General features: G+C 70.9%; 16 protein-coding genes. 9 read left to right on the top strand and 7 right to left on the bottom strand.

All coding sequences use genetic code 11. The features are described 5' to 3' along the window. Positions 1-7: 7 nt before the first annotated feature. Positions 8-238, bottom strand: coding sequence for a hypothetical protein (locus ACILSK_RS16660; protein WP_395728296.1), 231 nt, complete (start codon positions 236-238; stop codon positions 8-10). 193 nt (positions 239-431) lie between these two features. Here ACILSK_RS16660 and ACILSK_RS16655 point away from each other — a divergent pair, with 193 nt between their 5' ends. From ACILSK_RS16655 to ACILSK_RS16640, 4 genes are all read left to right on the top strand, one after another. Continuing rightward, positions 432-1652, top strand: coding sequence for an alpha/beta hydrolase family protein (locus ACILSK_RS16655; protein WP_395728295.1), 1221 nt, complete (start codon positions 432-434; stop codon positions 1650-1652). A 138-nt stretch (positions 1653-1790) separates the two neighbouring features. After that, positions 1791-3077 (top strand): glycosyltransferase, encoded by a 1287-nt coding sequence (locus ACILSK_RS16650; RefSeq protein ID WP_395728294.1) that lies wholly within the window; start codon positions 1791-1793, stop codon positions 3075-3077. Positions 3078-3079: 2 nt separating this feature from the next. After that, entirely contained in the window at positions 3080-5227 is a 2148-nt protein-coding gene (locus ACILSK_RS16645) for an ArnT family glycosyltransferase (RefSeq protein WP_395728293.1), read from the top strand. Positions 5228-5324: 97 nt separating this feature from the next. Next, complete coding sequence (locus tag ACILSK_RS16640) at positions 5325-6083, top strand: MerR family transcriptional regulator (protein ID WP_395728292.1); 759 nt, start codon at positions 5325-5327, stop codon at positions 6081-6083. Between the two features lie 204 nt (positions 6084-6287). On the opposite strand, the gene ACILSK_RS16635 is transcribed toward ACILSK_RS16640, so the two are convergent. The 3 genes from ACILSK_RS16635 to ACILSK_RS16625 form a co-directional block, all read right to left on the bottom strand. Beyond that, positions 6288-7493, bottom strand: a complete 1206-nt coding sequence (locus ACILSK_RS16635; protein WP_395728291.1) for a polysaccharide deacetylase — start codon at positions 7491-7493, stop codon at positions 6288-6290. 93 nt (positions 7494-7586) lie between these two features. Further along, positions 7587-8501 carry a hypothetical protein gene (locus ACILSK_RS16630; RefSeq protein ID WP_395728290.1) on the bottom strand — a complete coding sequence of 305 codons (915 nt, stop codon included), beginning with the start codon at positions 8499-8501 and terminating at the stop codon, positions 7587-7589. 131 nt (positions 8502-8632) lie between these two features. Beyond that, a complete protein-coding gene (locus ACILSK_RS16625) occupies positions 8633-10153 on the bottom strand; it encodes a long-chain fatty acid--CoA ligase (protein WP_395728289.1) in 1521 nt (506 codons plus the stop codon). A 301-nt stretch (positions 10154-10454) separates the two neighbouring features. Here ACILSK_RS16625 and ACILSK_RS16620 point away from each other — a divergent pair, with 301 nt between their 5' ends. Both ACILSK_RS16620 and ACILSK_RS16615 read left to right on the top strand, forming a co-directional pair. Next, the gene (locus ACILSK_RS16620) at positions 10455-11843 is read left to right on the top strand and encodes a citrate synthase (RefSeq protein WP_395728288.1); all 1389 of its coding nucleotides are present in this window, start codon (positions 10455-10457) and stop codon (positions 11841-11843) included. 99 nt (positions 11844-11942) lie between these two features. Then, the gene (locus ACILSK_RS16615) at positions 11943-13319 is read left to right on the top strand and encodes a cryptochrome/photolyase family protein (RefSeq protein ID WP_395728287.1); all 1377 of its coding nucleotides are present in this window, start codon (positions 11943-11945) and stop codon (positions 13317-13319) included. A gap of 80 nt (positions 13320-13399) precedes the next feature. Here the strand turns inward: ACILSK_RS16615 and ACILSK_RS16610 are convergent, their stop codons facing one another. Genes ACILSK_RS16610 through pdxH form a run of 3 tightly spaced genes read right to left on the bottom strand, consistent with a single transcriptional unit; the run spans position 13400 to position 16197 of the window. Beyond that, complete coding sequence (locus ACILSK_RS16610; RefSeq protein WP_395728286.1) at positions 13400-13999, bottom strand: hypothetical protein; 600 nt, start codon at positions 13997-13999, stop codon at positions 13400-13402. Between the two features lie 54 nt (positions 14000-14053). Next, positions 14054-15523, bottom strand: a complete 1470-nt coding sequence (locus ACILSK_RS16605; protein ID WP_395728285.1) for an MFS transporter — start codon at positions 15521-15523, stop codon at positions 14054-14056. Further along, positions 15520-16197: a pyridoxamine 5'-phosphate oxidase gene (pdxH, locus tag ACILSK_RS16600; RefSeq protein WP_395728284.1), complete on the bottom strand. Its 678-nt coding sequence runs from the start codon at positions 16195-16197 to the stop codon at positions 15520-15522. The genes ACILSK_RS16605 and pdxH overlap by 4 nt, the downstream gene beginning before the upstream one ends. 59 nt (positions 16198-16256) lie before the next feature. On the opposite strand from pdxH, the gene ACILSK_RS16595 reads away from it, so the two are divergent. From ACILSK_RS16595 to ACILSK_RS16585, 3 genes are all read left to right on the top strand, one after another. Continuing rightward, positions 16257-16382, top strand: coding sequence for a hypothetical protein (locus ACILSK_RS16595; protein WP_395728283.1), 126 nt, complete (start codon positions 16257-16259; stop codon positions 16380-16382). 187 nt (positions 16383-16569) lie between these two features. Further along, complete coding sequence (locus ACILSK_RS16590; RefSeq protein ID WP_395728282.1) at positions 16570-17682, top strand: citrate synthase 2; 1113 nt, start codon at positions 16570-16572, stop codon at positions 17680-17682. A 537-nt stretch (positions 17683-18219) separates the two neighbouring features. Next, complete coding sequence (locus ACILSK_RS16585; protein WP_395728281.1) at positions 18220-19128, top strand: endonuclease domain-containing protein; 909 nt, start codon at positions 18220-18222, stop codon at positions 19126-19128. Positions 19129-19300 lie beyond the last annotated feature (172 nt).

Here is a 19300-nt window from a genome sequence, read left to right as displayed (position 1 = left end):
GAAGTTCTCACCCCGCGATCGGTCGCGCCGCCCGCTCGGCGGCGGCCGCGGCGGATTCGTCCGCTCGCCGTGCACCGTCGTCGCCGGCCGCGGTCGCGAAGGCGGCGGCCCGCCGGAAGTGGCCGGCCGCGGCCAGGTAACCGGACCGGGCGGCTACCTCGTCGTCGGCCTCCAGGGCCCGATCCGCCACCGTGATCGACCGTTCCCCGGCCAACCGGGCTCGCCGTTCCTCATCCATGCGTCATCGCCGCCTCCTGGTCTCGATGGACGGCCGTCTCGATCACCTGCCGGCCGGCACCGGGGCCACTCTGCTCGCGGCGACTGTTAGCCCGCTCTCAGCCGCTGAGAGCGGGGTAACAGTCGGCTGTGGCAGCTTCCTGTCTGACACAGTTCGGGCGGGCACCGGCCGGACGGGACGAGAGGACGAACCGATGACCAGGCTGCTGCTCGACGACGAGTTGCTCGACGCCCAGTTGATCCGGGCGATCGGGGCGACCAGCCACCAGGGCGCCGACATCGGCGAGGTGGTCCAGGCCATGCGCGGACTGGACGAGAAGAGCCTGGACTCCTGGTACGAGGCCTGGAACACGTTGGGCGAGCGGGTGTTCGCGTTCGCCGAGGATCAGGAGCGGGCCGGCCACCGGATCAGCGCGCGGAAGGCGTTCCTGCGGGCCTGCACCTACCTGCGCACCGGCGGCTCCATGCTGTACAGCACGCCCGTCGACCCGCGGATGGCGGAGAGCAACACCAGGCAGACCGCCGCGTTCCGCCGCGCCGCGGCCCTGCTGGACACGCCGGTGGAGGTCGTGCAGATCCCGTTCGAGGGCACGACGCTGCCCGGGTACTTCCTGCGCGCCGCCGACGAGACCGGGGTGCGCCGGGCGACCGTCCTCGCCCTGGGCGGGTACGACGGCACGGCCGAGGAGTGTTACTTCTATTTCGCCGCACCGGCCCTGTCCCGCGGGTACAACGTGCTGATCTTCGACGGGCCGGGCCAGGGAGCCGCGCTGCTCCAGCAGGGTCTGACGATGCGGCCCGACTGGGCCACAGTGATCACCCCGGTGGTCGACTTCCTGCTGTCCCGTTCGGATGTCGATCCGGCCCGGATCGCGTTGGCCGGGCTGTCCCTGGGCGGCTTCCTGGCGCCGCGGGCCGCTGCGCAGGAGCATCGGTTGGCCGCCCTGATCGCCGACTCCGGGTCGTACGACATGTATGGCGGGGCCCTGGAGCGGATGCCCAAGCCGCTGGCCCACGGCTACGAGGAGGGCAACAAGCTGGCCCGGGTGGCGCTGGCCGAGATCCTCGACGGGACGGCCAAGAAGCCGACCGCAGGTTGGAGTCTGCGTCGCGGCCTGGTGGTGCACGGGGTGGACAGCCCGCTGGCCTACCTGGACGCGATGATCGACTTCCGGCTCGACGGCTACGCGCAGCAGATCACCTGCCCCACCCTGATCACCCACGCCGAGGGCGATGCGATCGGCGCCTCCGCGCCGCAGACATTCGCGGCGCTGACCGTCGCCGACAAGGAGCTCATCCGGTTCACCGCCGCCGAGGGCGCCGGCGACCACTGCGAGGCCGGTGCCCGCACCCTGTTCGATGCCCGCGCCTTCGGCTGGCTGGACGACCGGCTGCATCCGGCGACGCTCGCCTGACCCACCCCGGGGCCGGCCGCCCGGCCCGCGTCCACCGCGCCGAAGGGCCCGCCCCCACCGCGAGGCGGGCCCTCGGGCATAGCAACCGCACAGCGGCAGCGCGCTTTCGTCCCAGGTCCGTCCATCACCGTCAGGGTCATGACTGCGACGCTGACCGACGGCCGGGCCGGGGATGTCGCCCCGGACGGCGAGCCGGACCGACCCCGCACCCGGGTGACCCTGGACATCGTCGTCCCCGTCTACAACGAAGAACTCGATCTGCCCCGCAGCGTGGCGCGGCTCCATGACTACCTGGCCACCCAGGTCCCGATGAGCTTCCGGATCACCATCGCGGACAACGCGTCCACCGATGCGACCGCCGCGATCGCGGATCGGTTGGCCGGTCAGTTCTCCGAGGTGCGGGCGGTGCACCTGGCGGAGAAGGGCCGCGGCCGGGCGCTGAAAAAGGTCTGGCTCGAGTCCGACGCCGAGGTCCTGGTCTACATGGACGTGGATCTGTCCACCGATCTGTCCGCGCTGCTGCCGCTGGTGGCCCCCTTGGTCTCCGGGCATTCCGACCTGGCGATCGGCACCCGGCTGCACCGGGGGTCCCGGGTCGTGCGGGGATCCAAGCGCGAGTTCATCTCGCGCTGCTACAACCTGATCCTGCGCGGCACCCTGGCCGCCCGGTTCTCCGACGCCCAGTGCGGCTTCAAGGCCATCCGGCGCAACGTCGCCCAGCAATTGGTGCCGCTGGTGCAGGACACCGGTTGGTTCTTCGACACCGAACTGCTGGTGCTGGCCGAGCGTTCCGGCCTGCGAATCCACGAGGTGCCGGTCGACTGGACCGACGACCCGGACTCGCGGGTCGACATCGTGCAGACCGCCAAGGACGACCTGCGCGGTGTCTGGCGGGTGGGCCGGGCCCTGGCCGGCGGCCGGCTGCCCCTGTCCGACGTGCGCCGGCAACTCGGCCGCGGCTCGCTCGATCCGGCCACCCCCGGGGTGCCGACGGGGATGACCAAGCAGATGGTGCGGTTCGTCGCCGTCGGCGTGGCCAGCACCATGGCCTACCTGGTGCTGTTCTTCCTGTTCCGGCTAGGAATGGGCGCGCAGGCGGCGAACTTCCTCGCGCTGGCCATCACCGCCGTCGCCAACACGGCGGCCAACCGCCGGCTCACCTTCGGCATCCGCGGGCGGGCGGGCGTGGCCCGGCACCAGTTGCAGGGCTTCGGTGTGTTCCTGCTCGGCCTGGCCATCACCAGCGGCTCGCTGGCCCTGCTCACCGCGATCACCCCGGTGCCCAGCGTGCCCGTCGAGATCGTCGTGCTTGTGCTCGCCAACCTGCTGGCCACCGTCGTCCGCTTCGTTCTGCTCCGCGGCTGGGTCTTCCGGGCCGCCGCCTCCCCCTCATCTGCCGCCACCGCGACCACCACCGAGGAATAGCCATGTCGACCCTGACCGACGGACCCGCGACCGCGGCGCCGCCCCCCGCACACCAACCCCCACCGCCGCCCCCGCCGATGCAGCGCAGCCGGGCGGGCCGGCTGTTCCTCGGCGCAACCGGGGACCCACGCTGGGCCCGGCCGGCCCTGTGGGGGCTGCTCGCCGTCACCGCGGTGCTGTACCTGTGGAACCTGTCCGCCTCCGGTGACGCGAACGACTTCTACGCGGCCGCGGTCAAGGCCGGCACCGAGGACGTCAAGGCCTGGCTGTTCGCCTCACTCGACCCGGCCAACGCCATCACCGTGGACAAACCGCCGGCGTCGATCTGGCTGATGGCGTTGTCCGGCCGGATCTTCGGGTTCAGCTCGTGGTCCATGCTGATCCCGCAGGCCCTGCTCGGCGTCGGCACCGTCGCCCTGGTCTGGGCGGCCGTCCGCCGCTGGTCCGGGGACGCCGCCGGGCTGATCGCCGGAACGCTGGTCACCCTGACCCCGGTCGCCGCGCTGATGTTCCGGTTCAACAATCCGGACGCGCTGCTGGTGTTCCTGATGACCCTGGCCGCGTACTTCGTCGCCCGGGCGATCGAGACCGAGCGCGGCCGGACGGCGGTGCGCTGGCTGCTGTTGGCCGGCGTCGCCCTCGGCTTCGCCTTCCTCACCAAGATGCTGCAGGGCCTGATCGTGTTGCCGGCCTTCGCCCTGGCCTACCTGGTCGCCGGCCGGGCCGGGTGGTGGACCCGGGTCTGGCACCTGCTCGCCGCCGGCGGCGCGTTGATCGTCTCCGCCGGCTGGTACGTGCTGCTCGTGTCACTGTGGCCGGCCGATTCCCGCCCGTACATCGGCGGCAGCACCGACAACTCGCTGTGGCAGCTGGCCATCGGCTACAACGGGCTGGCCCGGATCTTCGGCCGGGAGAGCGCGGCCGCCGACGGAGGCGCCGGTGGCGCCGGAGCCGGTGGCGTCGGCGGGGCCGGCGGCGGATTCGGCGGCAACGGGGGGTTCGGCGGGTCCACCGGGCTGGGCCGGATGTTCGGTAGCTCGTTCGGCACCGAGATCTCCTGGCTGCTGCCGGCCGCGCTGATCGGGTTACTCGCCGGGCTGTGGTTCACCCGGCGGTTCCCCCGCACCGACCGGATCCGGGCCGGGCTGATCCTGTGGGGCGGCGCGATGGTGGTGTCGGCGCTGGTCTTCTCCTTCATGGCAGGCACCGTCCACCCGTACTACGCGGTGGCCATGGCGCCGTTCGTCGCGGCCACGGTGGCCATCTCCGGCCGCGAGCTCTGGCGTGGTCGCAGCAACCACGTCGTCCGGGCCATTCTGGCGCTGATGATCGCGACCACCGGTGCCTGGTCGTTCGTGCTGCTGTCGCGGGACTCGAGTTGGCTGCCCTGGCTGCGTTGGATCGTGCTGGTCGGCTCGCTGCTCGGCGCCGCCCTGCTGGTGGTCTCGGCCGGCGCGTGGCGGCGGTTCGCGGTCGTCGGGCTGCTGGTCGGGTCGCTGACCGCGCTGTCCGGGGCGGCCGCGTGGACCGTCGCGACCGCCGCCACCGCGCACTCCGGGTCGATCCCGACCTCCGGGCCCGCGGGCTCGTCCGCCGGCGGCTTCGGCGCGGCCGCCGGCCGCGCCGGCTTCGGCGGAGGAGCCCGACCGGACCGGGCTACCACCGGCAGCCAGGAGACGACACCGGACGGGTCGGCGGCCGGCGCGGCCGGCGACGGCCAGGCGCCCGCCGAGGGCACCGCCGGCGGCACCGGACAGGCGGGGACCGGCGTCATCCCGCCGGCCGGTAGTGCGGGCGGCGGCTTCGGCGGCGGGGGTACCACGGTGAGCGCGGACCTGATCAACCTGCTGAATGCGACGGCCACCCGCTGGTCCGCGGCGGTCTCGGGAGCACAGTCCGCGGCGCCGTACATCCTGAACACGCACACCGCGGTGATGGCGATCGGTGGCTTCTCCGGCGACCCGTACCCCACCCTGGAGCAGTTCCAGCAGTACGTGGCCGACGGCGACATCAGCTACTACATCGCCGGCGGCGGACTGGGCGGCGGCCGGGGCGGCACCAACTCCGCGATCGAGGAATGGGTGCAGTCGACCTTCACGTCGAGCACCGTCGGCGGGGTCACGGTGTACGACCTCCGGTCGACATCCTGAGATTCTCCGGATTTCGCCTTGACCCTGACGCAACGTCAGGCCGCATGCTCGATGACGTCCGGGTGATCGGAACCCGGACGTCATCGAAGGAGAGCGGATGAGTTACTCGGTCGGGCAGGTGGCCGAGCTGGCGGGGGTGACGGTCCGGACGTTGCACCACTACGGCCAGATCGGTCTGCTGGAACCCCAGGACCGGACCTCCGCCGGCTACCGCCGGTACTCGGAGGACGACCTGGATCGGTTGCGGCACATCCTGTTCTACCGGGAGCTCGGCTTCTCCCTCGACGACATCGCGACCATTCTGGCCGACCGGACGGCCGGCACGGGCGCCCACCTGCGACGGCAGCGTGAGCTCCTGGCCGACCGGATCGGCCGGCTGCAGGCCATGGTCGCGGCCGTCGACAAGGAACTGGAGGCCCACACCATGGGAATTCAACTGACGCCCGAAGAGAAATTCGAGATCTTCGGGCCGAACTACAGCGCGGACTACGAGACCGAGGCGGAGCAGCGGTGGGGCGACACGGACGCCTGGAAGCAGTCGCAGGAACGGACGTCCAAGCTGTCCAAGCAACAGTGGATCGAGATCAAAGAGGCCGGTGACGACCTGAACCGTCGGCTGGCCGCCGCGATGACCGGCGGCGCCGCCCCGGACAGCGTCGAGGCGATGGACCTCGCCGAGGAGCACCGAGCCTCGATCGCGACGTTCTACGACTGCGGGTACGCCATGCATCGGGGGCTGGGCGACATGTACCTGGCCGACGAGCGGTTCACCCGCACCTACGAAGACGTCGCGCCGGGCCTGGCCCGATGGCTGCGGGACGCGATCCACGCCAACGCCGACCGGCACGAGGCGTAGGCGGCACGGGCCCAGTGGCGCAGGGCCGGCTCTCTTGAGCCGGCGTTGCTCCACTGGCGCCCGACCGGCAGCGCCGGGACCCCGGTTGGCTGATCAAACCCGCGTCACCGCCGGCGTTCTGTCCGGTTCGGACCGGCTTTGATCAGCGAAACCTCGGGGGGCCGGGGTTGATCAGCCAACCTCGGGGCCCTTGCGGCCAGGCCGTCAGGAATCAGGCGCCTTGGCCGCCACCGGCGCCCGGTCGAGCAGCTCCTGCAGGACGGCCGGGTCCTGCAGCTCCATCCAGGCGATGACGTCCTGGTAGGTGGCGCAGATGACGTCCGGCTGGCCGCACTTCTCCTTCATGAAATCCATCGCCGGCGGGTTGAACGAGTCGCCGTTCCACTTGTTGAAGTGGTTGGCGATCAGGATCGGTGCCCGGTTGCCGTTGTAGGCCTGGTCGAACATGAACTCGTAGGTGCCCTTGACGATCGACCGCAACTCGGGCGCGGTGTCGGGCTCGTCCCGGGCGCCGTTGAACTTCGCCCAGAAGTTGTAGTCCATCGCGGTCGTCATGCCCTCGAACCCGGGCGAGTAGACCTGCGGCATGTAGAACTCCCAGATGCCGTCGACCTTCTGCGGCCAGTAGAGGCCGTTGCGGGGCGCCGGCATCGACGAGTCGTACGTCATACCGTGCGCCTTCCACGCCGGGATCAGGGTGTCGAGCTTGCCGGTCAGGCACGGGGTGCGGCCACCCTTGATCGTCTCCGGCGGCACGATCAGGTCGGGCGCGTCCGTGTAGCCGTTGATCGTCTTCCAGTCCTTGACGAACTTGTAGAACTGGTCCAGCTCGTCGTTCCAATCGGCGGTGGTCCACTGGTTGCCGCCGGGCGGGGCGTCGTCACAGAAGTGGCCGTTGTAGTGGGTGCCGATCTCATGGCCCTTCATATAGGCCGTGTTGAGATCGTTGACCTCGGTGACGATTTCGGATTCCGGACCACCGTAGCCGATCGCCGCGGCGCCGGTCTTGTGCCCCGGACCGGTGTAGGCACCGGCGTACTTGCCCTCGTCACCCAGCAGGTAGATCCCCGACAGGAACCCGGTGAACCGGGAGTTCGACTCGTCGGCGACCGACATGAATTCGTTCCACCGCTGGTGGGAACCGGCGCCATCGAACGAGAAGATGATGAACTGCGGCGGGGTGTCGCCCGGTTCCAGCTTGGTCATCGGCACGTTCGTCGCCGGTCGTTCGCCCGGGGCGGTGACCTCCGGGATGGTCGGGTCGGCCGTGTCCTCGGCGTACACCCCGCCGGAAGTGCTGGACGCCGCGGAGGAGGCCGTCGCCTTCTCCGTGTTGCCCTGGTAGATCAGGACACCGGTGACGACGGTCAGGCCGAGGACGGCCCCGACCACCAGCAGACGCGAGCGCATGCATCCCTCGTTTCGACTCAGACTCCATTCCGAGGGTGTCACGCACGGACACCCACGCCGGGGACATCGGCGTGGGTGTCACGTGAAGAACCGTCAAGCGGTGGGCGGTGCGCCCCCGCCGGTGGGCGGCGGGACGTCGGCGGAGGGGACGGTCGACGGCGAGACGTCGATGGTGCTGGGCACCGTCGACGCCGACGGGTCCTGCAGCACGTCGATGCACGCGTTGACGCCGCCGTTGCGGCCCAGGGTGAACCACTGCACCCGCTGGAACGCGTCGCCGTGGTCGGAGGTCATCGTCCACGGCATCTGGTCGGCCAGCGCGGACAGCGAGGTGACCAGCTCCTGCTCGTCGCCCATGTCGAAGCTCAGGGTGCCGTCGGCGGCGGCCCCGTACAGCGCGGCCGCGCCGAGGCAGTCGGCCTGCAGTTCGTCCGCCTGCGCGACCAGGGTTCCGTCGAGCCGGGCCTGGATGGCATGGCCCCATTCGTGCGCGACCACCAGGAATACCCAGGAGTCGCCGATCTGGTCGGCTCCGGTGACCAGCAGGCTGGCGTCCCAGGCGACCGAGTCGTTCGCCGGGCAGTAGAACGCGTTGTAGGCCTCCAGCGGCTCTCCCCCGCACTCGGGGGCGGTGTCCGGGTCGGTGCCGTCGTACAGGCCGACCACGGTCGGGGCGACGTAGGTGCCGGTGAAGTAGTCCGACCAATGGGTGGTCCAGAATCCGTCGACGACGGTTTGCGCGTCGTCGATGTCGCCCTTGAGTTCTTCGATGGTCACCCCGCTGGCCAGGGTGAGATCGGTCGCGGTGCTGGTCGGGGTTGCCGTCCGGGTCGGGGTCGCCGTCCGGGTCGACGTCGACGTCTTGGTGGTGGGCGCGGTGGTGTTGCCGGCGGCGGCCGCGGCGTTGCCCACCGCCGGGGTTCCGCCGACGCCGCCACAGGCGGCCAGCACGAACAACAGGCCGGCCGACGCCGCGGCCGTGATGGCCGATCGGGCCGATATATGCATGGTTCCTCCGTCGATGTTCACTGGTGATGGCATGCCGCCCGCCCCGCGCGGGGCAAGCGGCACGCGACCACCTCAGGAGTAGTGACGGAGCCGGAAGATACGCCGGCCGAACAAACTCGCTTGACAGGCCGTCAGAGCTGTTTGACCAGCTCCCGCTTGAGGATCTTGCCGCTCGGGCCCAGCGGGAGCGACTCGACGAATTCCACCCGCCGCGGCACCTTGTGCCGGCCCAGCTTTTCCCGGGACCACGCCATCAGCGTGTCGGCGTCCAGGTCCTGACCCTCGGGCGAGCGCACGACGACCGCGCAGATCTCCTCGCCGTGGGTCGCGTCGGGCACGCCGACGACGGCGACCTGGGCGATGCCCGGGTGGGCGGCCAGCACCTCCTCGACCTCGCGCGGGTAGACGTTGAACCCGCCGCGGATGATCAGGTCCTTCTTCCGGTCGACGATGGACAGGAAGCCGTCGGCGTCCATGCTGCCGAGGTCGCCGGTGCGGAACCAGCCGTCCACCAGCACCGCCCGGGTGGCCTGAGGATTGTTGAGGTAGCCGGCGAAGATGTTGTGCCCGCGCAGCACGACCTCGCCGACCTGCCCCTGGGCCAGCAGTTCGATCCGGTCCTCGATCGCCGGATCGGCGATCTCCGCGTCGGTGCCCCAGATCGGCCGGCCGACGGTGCCGGGCTTGCGGCCGAACACCGCCTGGTTGAACGTGGCCACCGGGGAGGTCTCGGACAGCCCGTAGCCCTCGTAGATGTCGGCGCCGAACACCCGCTTGAACGCGTCGATGACGGCGACCGGCAGGCTCGCTCCACCGGACACCGCGCGGCGCAGCTCGGGCCGCCGCTCGTCCTCGCGGGCGGCGGCCAGCAAAGCGATGTACATCGTCGGTACGCCCTCGAACACGTTGACCTTCTCGTTGATGATCAGGTCGAGGGCGGCGGCGCCGTCGAACCGCGGCAGCAGCACCAGGGTGCTGCCCGCGAAGAACCCGGCGTTCATCGCGCAGGTCTGGCCGAACGAGTGGAACAGCGGCAGGCAGCCCAGGATCACGTCGGCGGCGGTCAGGCCCAGCACGTTGGACGCGCTCATGATCGCGTTCATCGTCATGTTGAGCTGGGTCAGCACCGCACCCTTGGGCGCCCCGGTGGTGCCCGACGTGTAGAGGATGACGGCCTCGTCCTGCGGCTCGCGTTCGACGTAGGCGCGGATCGGTTCGGCCTGGGCGGCCAGCTCGTCCAGCCGGGCGACCCCGTCGGGCGCGCCGAGCAGGGCCAGCACGGGGACGCCCGCCTGCTCGGCGCCGGGTATCCCCTGCTCGAGCAGCGGACCGGCCGCGATGAGCAGCTTCGCCTGCGAATCGGTCAGCACGAAGCCGATCTCCCGGGCAACCAGCAGGGCGTGCACCGGCACGACCACGGCACCCAACGACAGCACGGCGTAGTAGGCGCGGGGGAAATCGGGCACGTTGGGCACCAGCAGCGCGACGCGGTCGCCCGGGCCGATGCCCCGCTCGCGCAGAACCGCCGCGTAGCGACGTGACTCCTCCCACAGCCTGGCGTAGGAGATCCGCTGCGGCCCCATCACCACCGCGTCCCGATCCGGGTACCGGAGCGCCGATTCCGACAGGATCGCCGCCAGGCTCACACTCATCCTTGTCACTGACCTTCCGTGAGTCGTCGGCGAGCACCATTGCCCGCCGGAGCTGCGACAACACCCACTGTCGACCACCTCGGGCCGCCGGGAATGTCGGCTGCGTCACATCCAGGTTACTGCCGAGTAAACCTCCCCCGCGTCCCCCCGATCGGGCCATGATCGGGCCGCCCGCGGCTCGGCGCGTCCCCCCCGACCAGTAATCTCGACATCACCAGCGCCACCTCCGACGTGCCCGCCGCAGCCCCACTGGCCTGCTTGGCCGTTGCCATCTGACCCGAACGAGAGGCGAATGACCGCGATGACCAGCACCGACGCCGCCCCGACCCCGGTCAATCCGCCGGGGTCCGCCGAGGCGACCGGCACCATCCAGTTCCTGCCGCCGACCGAGGCCACGATCCAGGCGCCGGCCACCGGCTCGCTGGAGTTCGGCGGTGAGCAACTGGACCTCAAGGTGATCCCGGCCACCGAGGGCGCCTCGGGCATGGAGATCTCCAAGCTGCTGACCACCCTCGGGGTGATCACCCTGGACCCTGGGTTCACCAACACCGGGTCCACCACGTCGAAGATCACCTACATCGACGGTGACGTCGGCATCCTGCGGTACCGCGGGTACCCGATCGAACAGCTGGCGCAGCATTCGACGTTCATCGAAACCAGCTACCTGCTGATCCACGGTGAGCTGCCCACCCCGGCCGAACTCGAGGCGTTCACCAAGCGGCTGTCCCGGCACACCATGCTGCACGAGGACCTCAAGCGGTTCTTCGACGGCTTCCCCCGGGACGCGCACCCGATGCCCGTGTTGTCCAGCGCGGTCAGCGCGCTGTCGACCTTCTACCAGGACTCGCTCGACCCGTTCAATCCCGAACAGGTCGAACTGTCCACCGTGCGGCTGCTGGCCAAGCTCCCGACCATCGCCGCGTACGCATACCGCAAATCGGTCGGCCACCCGTTCCTGTACCCGGACAACTCGCTGACGCTGGTGGAGAACTTCCTGCGGATGTCCTTCGGGTTCCCGGCCGAGCCGTACGAGGTCGACCCCAAATTGGTCCGCGCCCTGGACCAGCTGCTGATCCTGCACGCCGACCACGAACAGAACTGCTCGACCTCCACCGTGCGGCTGGTCGGCTCGTCGAACGCAAACATGTTCGCGTCCGTCTCGGCCGGGATCAACGCGCTGTTCGGACCGCTGCACGGCGGCGCCAACCAGGCGGTCCTGGAGATGCTGGAAGGCATCCGCAAGGACGGCGGCGACGTCGCCCGGTTCGTCAAGCGGGTCAAGGACCGCGAGCCCGGCGTCAAGCTGATGGGCTTCGGACACCGGGTCTACAAGAACTACGACCCCCGCGCGGCGCTGGTCAAGGCCACCGCCGACGAGGTGCTCGCCGACCTCGGGGCCGCCGACCAGCTGCTCGACCTGGCCAAGCAGCTGGAGGAGGTCGCCCTGTCGGACGACTACTTCATCTCCCGCAAGCTTTACCCCAACGTGGACTTCTACACCGGCCTGATCTACAAGGCGATGGGCTTCCCGACCCGGATGTTCACCGTGCTCTTCGCGCTGGGCCGGCTGCCCGGCTGGATCGCCCAGTGGCGCGAGATGATCAACGACCCGGCCACCAAGATCGGCCGCCCGCGGCAGGTCTACACCGGCTACACCGAGCGCGACTACATCCCGACCGAGCAGCGCTGACCTTCCGATCGGCACGCCCGCCCGGTCCGACGTCGTTTGACGTCGCGGCCGGGCGGGCATCGTCGTCTTCATGGGCGTGGTCGGAGTGAGCGTGGTCGAGTGACGAAGACGAGTGTGCTGTGGTTCCGGCGCGACCTGCGGTTGCAGGACCATCCGGCGCTGGCCGCGGCGGCCGCGGACGGCCGTCGGGTGCTCGGCGTGTTCCTGGCCGACGATGTACCGCTGACGGCGTCCGGCGCGCCGCGGCGGGCGTTCCTGGCGGCCGCGTTGGCGGCGCTCGCCGAGTCGATGGACGGTCGGTTGCTGGTCGCCCACGGGCGGCCGGCCACGGCGATCCCCCGGATCGCCCGGTCCGTCGGGGCCGACGCGGTGCACGTCACCGGCGACTACGGGCCGTACGGGCGACGCCGGGACGCCGCGGTCGCGGCCGCCCTCGCCGACGCCGGAATCGATTGGGTGGCAACCGGTTCGCCCTATGCGATCAGCCCGGGACGGGTGCGCAAGGGCGACGGCGGCCGGTTCGCCGTCTTCACCCCGTTCTTCCGGGCCTGGACACAGCACGGCTGGCGGGGTCCGGCGACGTCCGGCTCCGGCGTCGACTGGGTGCGCCCGGCCGACGCCGACGGCGTCCCGGCCCACGACCCGGCCGAATACGCGCGCACGGTGCCGTCCGGGATGACGTTGCCCGACGCCGGCGAAGGGGCCGCGTCCGCCGCCTGGGAATCCTTCATGGCCGACCGGATCGATGCCTACGACCAGGACCGGGACCGGCCCGATCGGCCCGGCACCAGCCGGCTGTCGGTCCACCTGAAGTGGGGGTGCATCCACCCCCGCACGCTGCTGGCCGAGCTGGCCGGGCGGCGGTCGACCGGCGCGGCGGCGTACCGGCGGGAGCTCGCCTGGCGGGAGTTCTACGCGGACACCGTTTTTCATCTCCCGGCATCGGTGTGGACGTCGGTCGACCCGGTCATCCAGGGCATGCGGTGGGATTCCGGGGCGACCGCCGACGAGCGGTTCGCGGCGTGGCGGACCGGGCGGACCGGATACCCCTACATCGACGCCGGTATGCGCCAACTGCTGGCCGAGGGCTGGATGCACAACCGGTTGCGGATGGCGACCGCCTCGTTCCTGATCAAGGATCTGCACCTGCCCTGGCAGCGAGGGGCCGAGCATTTCCTGGAGCATCTGGTGGACGGCGACTACGCGTCGAACAATCACGGCTGGCAGTGGGTCGCCGGGTCAGGACCCCAGGCGGCGCCGTTCTTCCGGATCTTCAACCCGCTCACCCAGGGCGAGAAGTTCGATCCGTCCGGTGATTTCGTCCGTGCCTACGTGCCCGAGCTGCGGGACGTGCCGGGCAAGAAGGTGCACCGGCCGTGGGAACTGGACGGGGGCGGGCCCGCCGGCTATCCCGAGCCGATCGTCGACCACGCCGAGGAGCGGGCCGAGGCCCTGCGCCGATGGGAGGCGCGCTGACCGGCGACTCCGTCCGATCGTCTCATCCCGGCGCGCTGATCAGGAGCCCGTTCCTGCGCCTGGCATGACCGATCCGATGATCATCGGGGGCCGCCGGACGCGCGTCGGGCACCCGTCCCGACGGCCCGCGACAACGCCCGCCCGAACTGCAGGAGCCGCTGCATCTGCGCCAACCCACCGTCCGTCACGGACTTGCTGAAGCGGTACGTCTCGACGTACTGCACGGTGCGGGTCTCGTTCGCCTCGGCGAGTTCGGTGACCGCCTTCTCCGGCGTCTGGGTCGACAGGTACAGCATCACCGCGTTCATCGATCGCGACCCGTCCGGTTCGGTGCGGAACCGCTGCCGCAACCCCTGGTCGACGACCGCGGTCAGCGGGATGGTGCGCAGCGACGAGGAGAACATCAGGGCGTCCGGCCGGTCGTCGTCGACCTCGTCGTCGCCGTGCCACAGGATGAGCCGTTGCCCGTCGGTCACCGCGATCTCCTGCCACAACGCCTCCCCCCAGGGCTGGCCGGACGGGACGAGTTCGCAGGTGAACGAGCGCACGTCGGCGGCGTCGATGACCCCGGCCAACTCGTCGAGCGCGGCGTCGGCGTCGCGGATGTAGGCCCGAACCGCGTCCTCCAACCGGAGGTAGGGGGCCCAGTCCTGGGGGTCGTGCGGGCGGGGAGCGATCATCTCTTCCTCGGACCTCCTGGCCGCTGATTCTGCCCGCTGATTGTGCCGGTCCGGTCAGTCGGGCGCCGCGCGGCCGGTGTCGGGGCGGTGGCGGGTGTCGTACCGGATCAGCGAGCGGCCCATCGCCGCGGCCAGCAGGGTCAGCACGATGGCGGCGATGCCGCCGGCCGTCGTCGCGAACGCGGTCGAGGTGGCGGATGCGACCAGGCCGTGCACCACGTCCGCCACCCGCGGCCCGCCGGCCACCACCACGGTGAACACGCCCTGCATCCGGCCGCGCATCTCGTCCGTCGCGTTGACCTGCAGGATGGTGGATCGGTAGACCGCACTGACCAGGTCGGCCCACCCCCCGACGGCCAGGAAGATGGCCGCCAGCCAGAGGATCGACGTGGTGCCGTACAGCGCCATCGAGGCGCCCCAGACCACGATCGCGGCGACGATCGCGATGCCCTGCCGGTGCACCCGGTGGATCCAGCCGCCGGTCAGCCCGCCGATCAGGGTGCCGACGGCCAGCGCGGCGTTGAGCACGCCGAGCTGGTAGCCGCCGCCGATCGCCCCGCCGAACGTCTCCTCGGCCATCTGCGGGAACAGCGCCCGGGGCATGCCGAAAACCATCGCGATGATGTCGACGACAAACGTCATCAGCAGCAGCGGCTTGAGCCACAGGTAGCGCAGGCCGTCGACGACCTTGGCCCGCCCGCGCTGCTCCCCCAGCGGCGGGATCGGCGGCAGCCGGAGCACGGCGTAGAGGATCGCCACCAGGGTGAGCGCGTCGATGAAGTACAGCCAGGCCAGCCCGACGAGCGGGATCAGCACGCCGACCAGCAGCGGGCCCACGATCACCCCGATGCTGAACACCGTCATGCCCAGCGCGTTGGCCGACGGCACCATCTCCACCGGCACGATCCGCGGGATGATCGCACTGCGGGTCGGCTGGTTGACCGCGAAGAATGCCTGCTGCAGCGCCAGCAGCGCGAACACCGTCCACACCGACTCGCTCGCGGCCAGCGCGGCGAGCCAGAGGCCGATGCTGGTGACCGCGATGCCGATCGACGTGATGATCAGCAGTTTGCGCCGGTCGTAGGTGTCTGCAATCGCACCACCGAGCAGTCCGAAGATCACCAGCGGCACCAGTGCCACCAACGAGGCGAACCCCACCCAGGCCGAACTGCCGGTCAGGTCGAACACCTGCTGCTGGACCGCGACCGCGGTGATCATCGACCCGACGACGGTGAAGACCTGCCCGATGAACAGCCGCCGGTAGGCCGGCACGCTCAGCGGGCGCAGGTCCGGGCCGACGTTGCGCCACGACCGGCCGGGCTTGTCCGATGGGCTTGTACCTGTTGACCGATCGGTGCTCGTCGGACCGGTTCCGGCCGGTTCTGGGCGCTGCTGGATCTGCTGCGGCCCGGTTCCGGCCGGCTGGTCGGTGCCTACCGGGCCGGTGCTCGTCGGACCGCTCCGCACCGACCCGTCGGCGCGGCTCCCCAGGCCGTCGCCCGTCAGGGGGCCGTCGCTCGTCATGGAGCCAGACGCTCGATGACCCAGCCTTCGGTGGTGCGGCGGTACCGCAGCCGGTCGTGCAACCGCGCGCGCCGCCCCTGCCAGAACTCGACAGTCTCCGGGACGATCCGCCAACCGCCCCAGAAGTCCGGCAACGGGATGACGATCGACTCCCCCGCCGGGCCGCCGAACCTCTCGGTGACCTCGGTCTGCAGCCGTTCGAGGGCGTCCCGGTCGGGCAGCACCGACGACTGCGGGCTGGCCCACGCGCCGAGCCTTGATCCGCGCGGACGGCTCGCCCAGTACCGCTCGGCCTGCTCGTCGGACACCCGTTCCACCGGGCCGCGCACGTGCACCTGACGCTGCAGTCCGATCCACGGGAACGTCACCGCCGCCCGAGGATTGGCCGCCAGATCACGGCTCTTGTCCGAGCCCAGGTTGGTGTAGAAGGCGACTCCGGACGCGTCCACCCCCTTGCACAACACCGTGCGGCTTGCCACCTCACCGGTCGGCGATGCGGTGGCCAGCACCATCGCGTTGGGCTCGGGCAGACCGGCGACGATCGCGTCCTGGAGCCAGCGGTCGAACTGGTCGACCCAATCGGTGGCCAGGTCCTGCTCGGCGAGACCGGTCAACGAGTACTCCTCGCGCATCGCGGCCATCCGTACCCGATCCCCGTCGTCGCGCTGCACCATCTGCGTCCTCGCTCGCGTCCACCCGGGTCGGTCCTCGGGTCGGGCTCTCGTCCGGCCCGATGCGACGCTACGCCGACCTCGCCGGCGACCCGTCCACCCACCGTTCTACGACCGAGAAAGGTAAAGGCGTGATCAAGGCCACCTTCTTGACGCTGGCCCTACCGGCCGGGTCGCAGGCATTGTGAGGTGACGGTGAGGCGCAATTCACCGGTTGGCCGAGCCTGTCCACCCACCAATGAGTTCAGCGACCTCCCCCAGCTTGACCCCGCCGACATGGACCCCAGGTGGGTCGTGAACGCGGACAACCGCTTTCCCGCTCGACCCATCCCCGGCGCATCGGCGCTCCGGTCCATCCTCGGCGTGGAGGTACAGATGGCAACGAATGGCTCAAGCTTCGTCCCCGGTCTCGAGGGCGTGGTCGCCTTCCACACCGCAATCGCCGAACCCGATCGCGACGGCGGATCACTGCGGTACCGCGGGGTCGACATCGAGGATCTGGTCGGCCGGGTCGGCTTCGAGGACGCCTGGGCGCTGCTCGTCGATGACGAGTTCGGCGCCCGTCTGCCGGTGGAAACCGCGCCGCCGGCGTTCCGCTCCGGTGACGTCCGGGTCGACGTCCAGGCCTCGCTGCCCCTTCTGGCACCCGCGCGTGGGTTCGGCCCGCTGCTCGACATCACCGATGAGCAGGCCCGAGATCACCTGGCGCAGACCACGTCCGCGGTGCTGTCCTACGCCGCCCACTCCGCCCGCGGCGAGCGGCCCGCGGTCCCGGCCGGCGAACTGGAAGCCACCGCGTCCGTCGTGGAGCGGTTCGTCCTGGCCTGGACCGGCGAGGTGAATCCCCAGCAGGTGCGCGCACTGGACGCGTACTGGGTGTCGGCGGCCGAGCACGGCATGAACGCCTCCACCTTCACCGGCCGAGTGGTGGCCTCGACCGGCGCGGACGTGCCGGCCAGCATCACCGGCGCGATCGGCTCGATGTCCGGCCCGCTGCACGGCGGCGCCCCGGCCCGAGTGCTGCCGATGGTCAAGGAGGTCGAGGCCAGCGGTGACCCGCACGGCCTGGTCACCCGGATCCTGGACAACCACGAACGGCTGATGGGCTTCGGCCACCGGGTGTACCGGGCCGAGGACCCGCGGGCCCGCGTGCTGCGCCGCACCTGCCGCGATCTGAACGCACCCCGGTACGAGGCGGCCGCCGCGCTGGAGCAGGCCGCGTTGTCGATCCTGCGCGAACGCCGGCCGGATCGGGCGATCGAGACGAACGTGGAGTTCTGGGCCGCGGTGATCCTGGACTTCGCCGGCGTGCCCGCCGCGATGATGCCGGCCATGTTCACCTGCGCCCGGACGGCCGGTTGGAGCGCGCACATCCTCGAGCAGAAGCGGCTCGGCCGGCTCGTCCGCCCCTCCGCCGTCTACGACGGGCACGGCCCGCGCGGCGTCGACGCCGTCGCCGGCAACCCGGCGTTGGCCGTCACCGTCTGACGGCTCTCGACCTCGGACGGACTCGGCGCCCGGCGGCCCTGCCGCCGCCGGGTGGCGGGCGGCGATTGGCCGGGCGGCGATTGGTGGCGGGCGGCGATTGGCCGCGGGCGGCGATTGGTGCCGGTCGGTCCCGGCGCCGGTCGGAGCCGGGGCCGGGCGTCGGTCCCCCGCGCACAATCTCCGGTCTCACCGCCTCCGGTCGCGGCCGCCGGGCACCGGCGTCGGGCGCGACCGGCGCACCACCCGCCCAAGTAGACCGGCCCCGCACCACTCGCTCGGCCCACAGCCGGGCACCGCCCCCGCGGCCCGCCCCGCCGGCGCCAGTGGCACACCACCGGCCCAAGTAGACCGGCCACGCACCACTCGCTCGGCCCACAGCCGAGCACCGCCCCCGCGGCCCGCCCCGCCGGCGCCAGTGGCACACCACCGGCCCAAGTAGACCGGCCACGCACCACTCGCTCGGCTCGGTCGGTTCCGGTTATCCACAATCTGGGCCGCGCCGCCCAACGGACCGGCTGCGCCGTGTGCACTGACACGGTGCCCCGCCCAGCGCCGCCGTTGCCCAGTAGGGCCGCCGACCACATCCGCCGACAGTGCGGCCTGCTCACTCGGTCCCAGGCATTGGGCGCCGGTGTCCCCGCCTGGCAGATCGAGGGCTTCCTTCGTCGCGAGCAGTGGTCACGGGTCCTGCCCAGCGTGTACCTCACCAACCCGGGCAAGCTCGATGATCTCGGCTTCATCCGGGCGGCCCAGCTGTGGGCCGGGCCGGACTCGATCGTCACCGGAGCCGCTGCGCTGTTCTGGCAGCGACGCTCGGATGCGCCGTTGGACAGAGTCGACCTGGCAACCCCGAACCGATTGCGAGTTCCGGAGCTCAAACCACGAATCGTTGCGCACCGCCAGCGCATCCACGACTTCTGGATCGCCTACTGGAACGGAATACGCGTGGCCCGGACCGAGTTCGCCATCGCGCAGCTCCTCCCTGTCCAGGGTCCGGAACTCCTCGACAACGCCGTGCGCCGGCGCTGGGTCAGCGTCGAGATGGTGCTCGAGGCACATCGGGCACTGGGGGTGGGACGCGGTTCCGTCGCCCGAGCCCAGATCCTCCGAGCGGCGGAGGGTGGTGCCGAGTCCGAGGCCGAACGGCTGCTGCACCGCGCGTTACGGGATGCCGGGATCACCGGGTGGGTCGCCAACGCCCCGGTCCGGCTGGGATTGACGAACCGGGTCGGTGACATCGTCTTCCCCGGCATCAAACTGCTGGTGGAGGTGGACGGGTTCGCGTTCCATACCAGTCACGAGCGCTTCGCAGCCGACCGTGCGCGGCAGAACGAGTTCGCGATCGCCGGCTGGACCGTGCTCCGCTTCACCTGGTGGCAGCTCCGTCAGGAACCCGATCGAGCCGTCCGGGAGATCCGCGCCGCCATTCAACAGTTATCCGGATAGTTGTCGCTGCGCCAGTCGCCCCGACCGCCCCGACCCCGCCGAACCAGGTCGACCCCGCGCGGCCCACAGCCGACCAACGCCCCCGCGGGCCCGCCCCGCCGGCGCGACCGGCACACCGCCGGCGCAAGTACACCGGCCACGCACCACTCGCTCGACCCACAGCCGACCAACG

This window comes from Nakamurella sp., from assembly GCF_044224575.1.
Taxonomy (GTDB): Bacteria; Actinomycetota; Actinomycetes; order Mycobacteriales; family Nakamurellaceae; genus Nakamurella.
Note: the sequence above shows the minus strand (reverse complement) of the source record. Positions and strands in the feature narration are given on the sequence as shown.

Bases quoted from the DNA above. Each gene is read 5' to 3' on its own strand.
- ACILSK_RS16660 (WP_395728296.1), bottom strand. From the start codon at position 238: ATGGATGAGGAACGGCGAGCCCGGTTGGCCGGGGAACGGTCGATCACG.
- ACILSK_RS16655 (WP_395728295.1), top strand. From the start codon at position 432: ATGACCAGGCTGCTGCTCGACGACGAGTTGCTCGACGCCCAGTTGATC.
- ACILSK_RS16650 (WP_395728294.1), top strand. From the start codon at position 1,791: ATGACTGCGACGCTGACCGACGGCCGGGCCGGGGATGTCGCCCCGGAC.
- ACILSK_RS16645 (WP_395728293.1), top strand. From the start codon at position 3,080: ATGTCGACCCTGACCGACGGACCCGCGACCGCGGCGCCGCCCCCCGCA.
- ACILSK_RS16640 (WP_395728292.1), top strand. From the start codon at position 5,325: ATGAGTTACTCGGTCGGGCAGGTGGCCGAGCTGGCGGGGGTGACGGTC.
- ACILSK_RS16635 (WP_395728291.1), bottom strand. From the start codon at position 7,493: ATGCGCTCGCGTCTGCTGGTGGTCGGGGCCGTCCTCGGCCTGACCGTC.
- ACILSK_RS16630 (WP_395728290.1), bottom strand. From the start codon at position 8,501: ATGCATATATCGGCCCGATCGGCCATCACGGCCGCGGCGTCGGCCGGC.
- ACILSK_RS16625 (WP_395728289.1), bottom strand. From the start codon at position 10,153: ATGAGTGTGAGCCTGGCGGCGATCCTGTCGGAATCGGCGCTCCGGTAC.
- ACILSK_RS16620 (WP_395728288.1), top strand. From the start codon at position 10,455: ATGACCAGCACCGACGCCGCCCCGACCCCGGTCAATCCGCCGGGGTCC.
- ACILSK_RS16610 (WP_395728286.1), bottom strand. From the start codon at position 13,999: ATGATCGCTCCCCGCCCGCACGACCCCCAGGACTGGGCCCCCTACCTC.
- ACILSK_RS16605 (WP_395728285.1), bottom strand. From the start codon at position 15,523: ATGACGAGCGACGGCCCCCTGACGGGCGACGGCCTGGGGAGCCGCGCC.
- pdxH (WP_395728284.1), bottom strand. From the start codon at position 16,197: ATGGTGCAGCGCGACGACGGGGATCGGGTACGGATGGCCGCGATGCGC.
- ACILSK_RS16595 (WP_395728283.1), top strand. From the start codon at position 16,257: ATGCGACGCTACGCCGACCTCGCCGGCGACCCGTCCACCCACCGTTCT.
- ACILSK_RS16590 (WP_395728282.1), top strand. From the start codon at position 16,570: ATGGCAACGAATGGCTCAAGCTTCGTCCCCGGTCTCGAGGGCGTGGTC.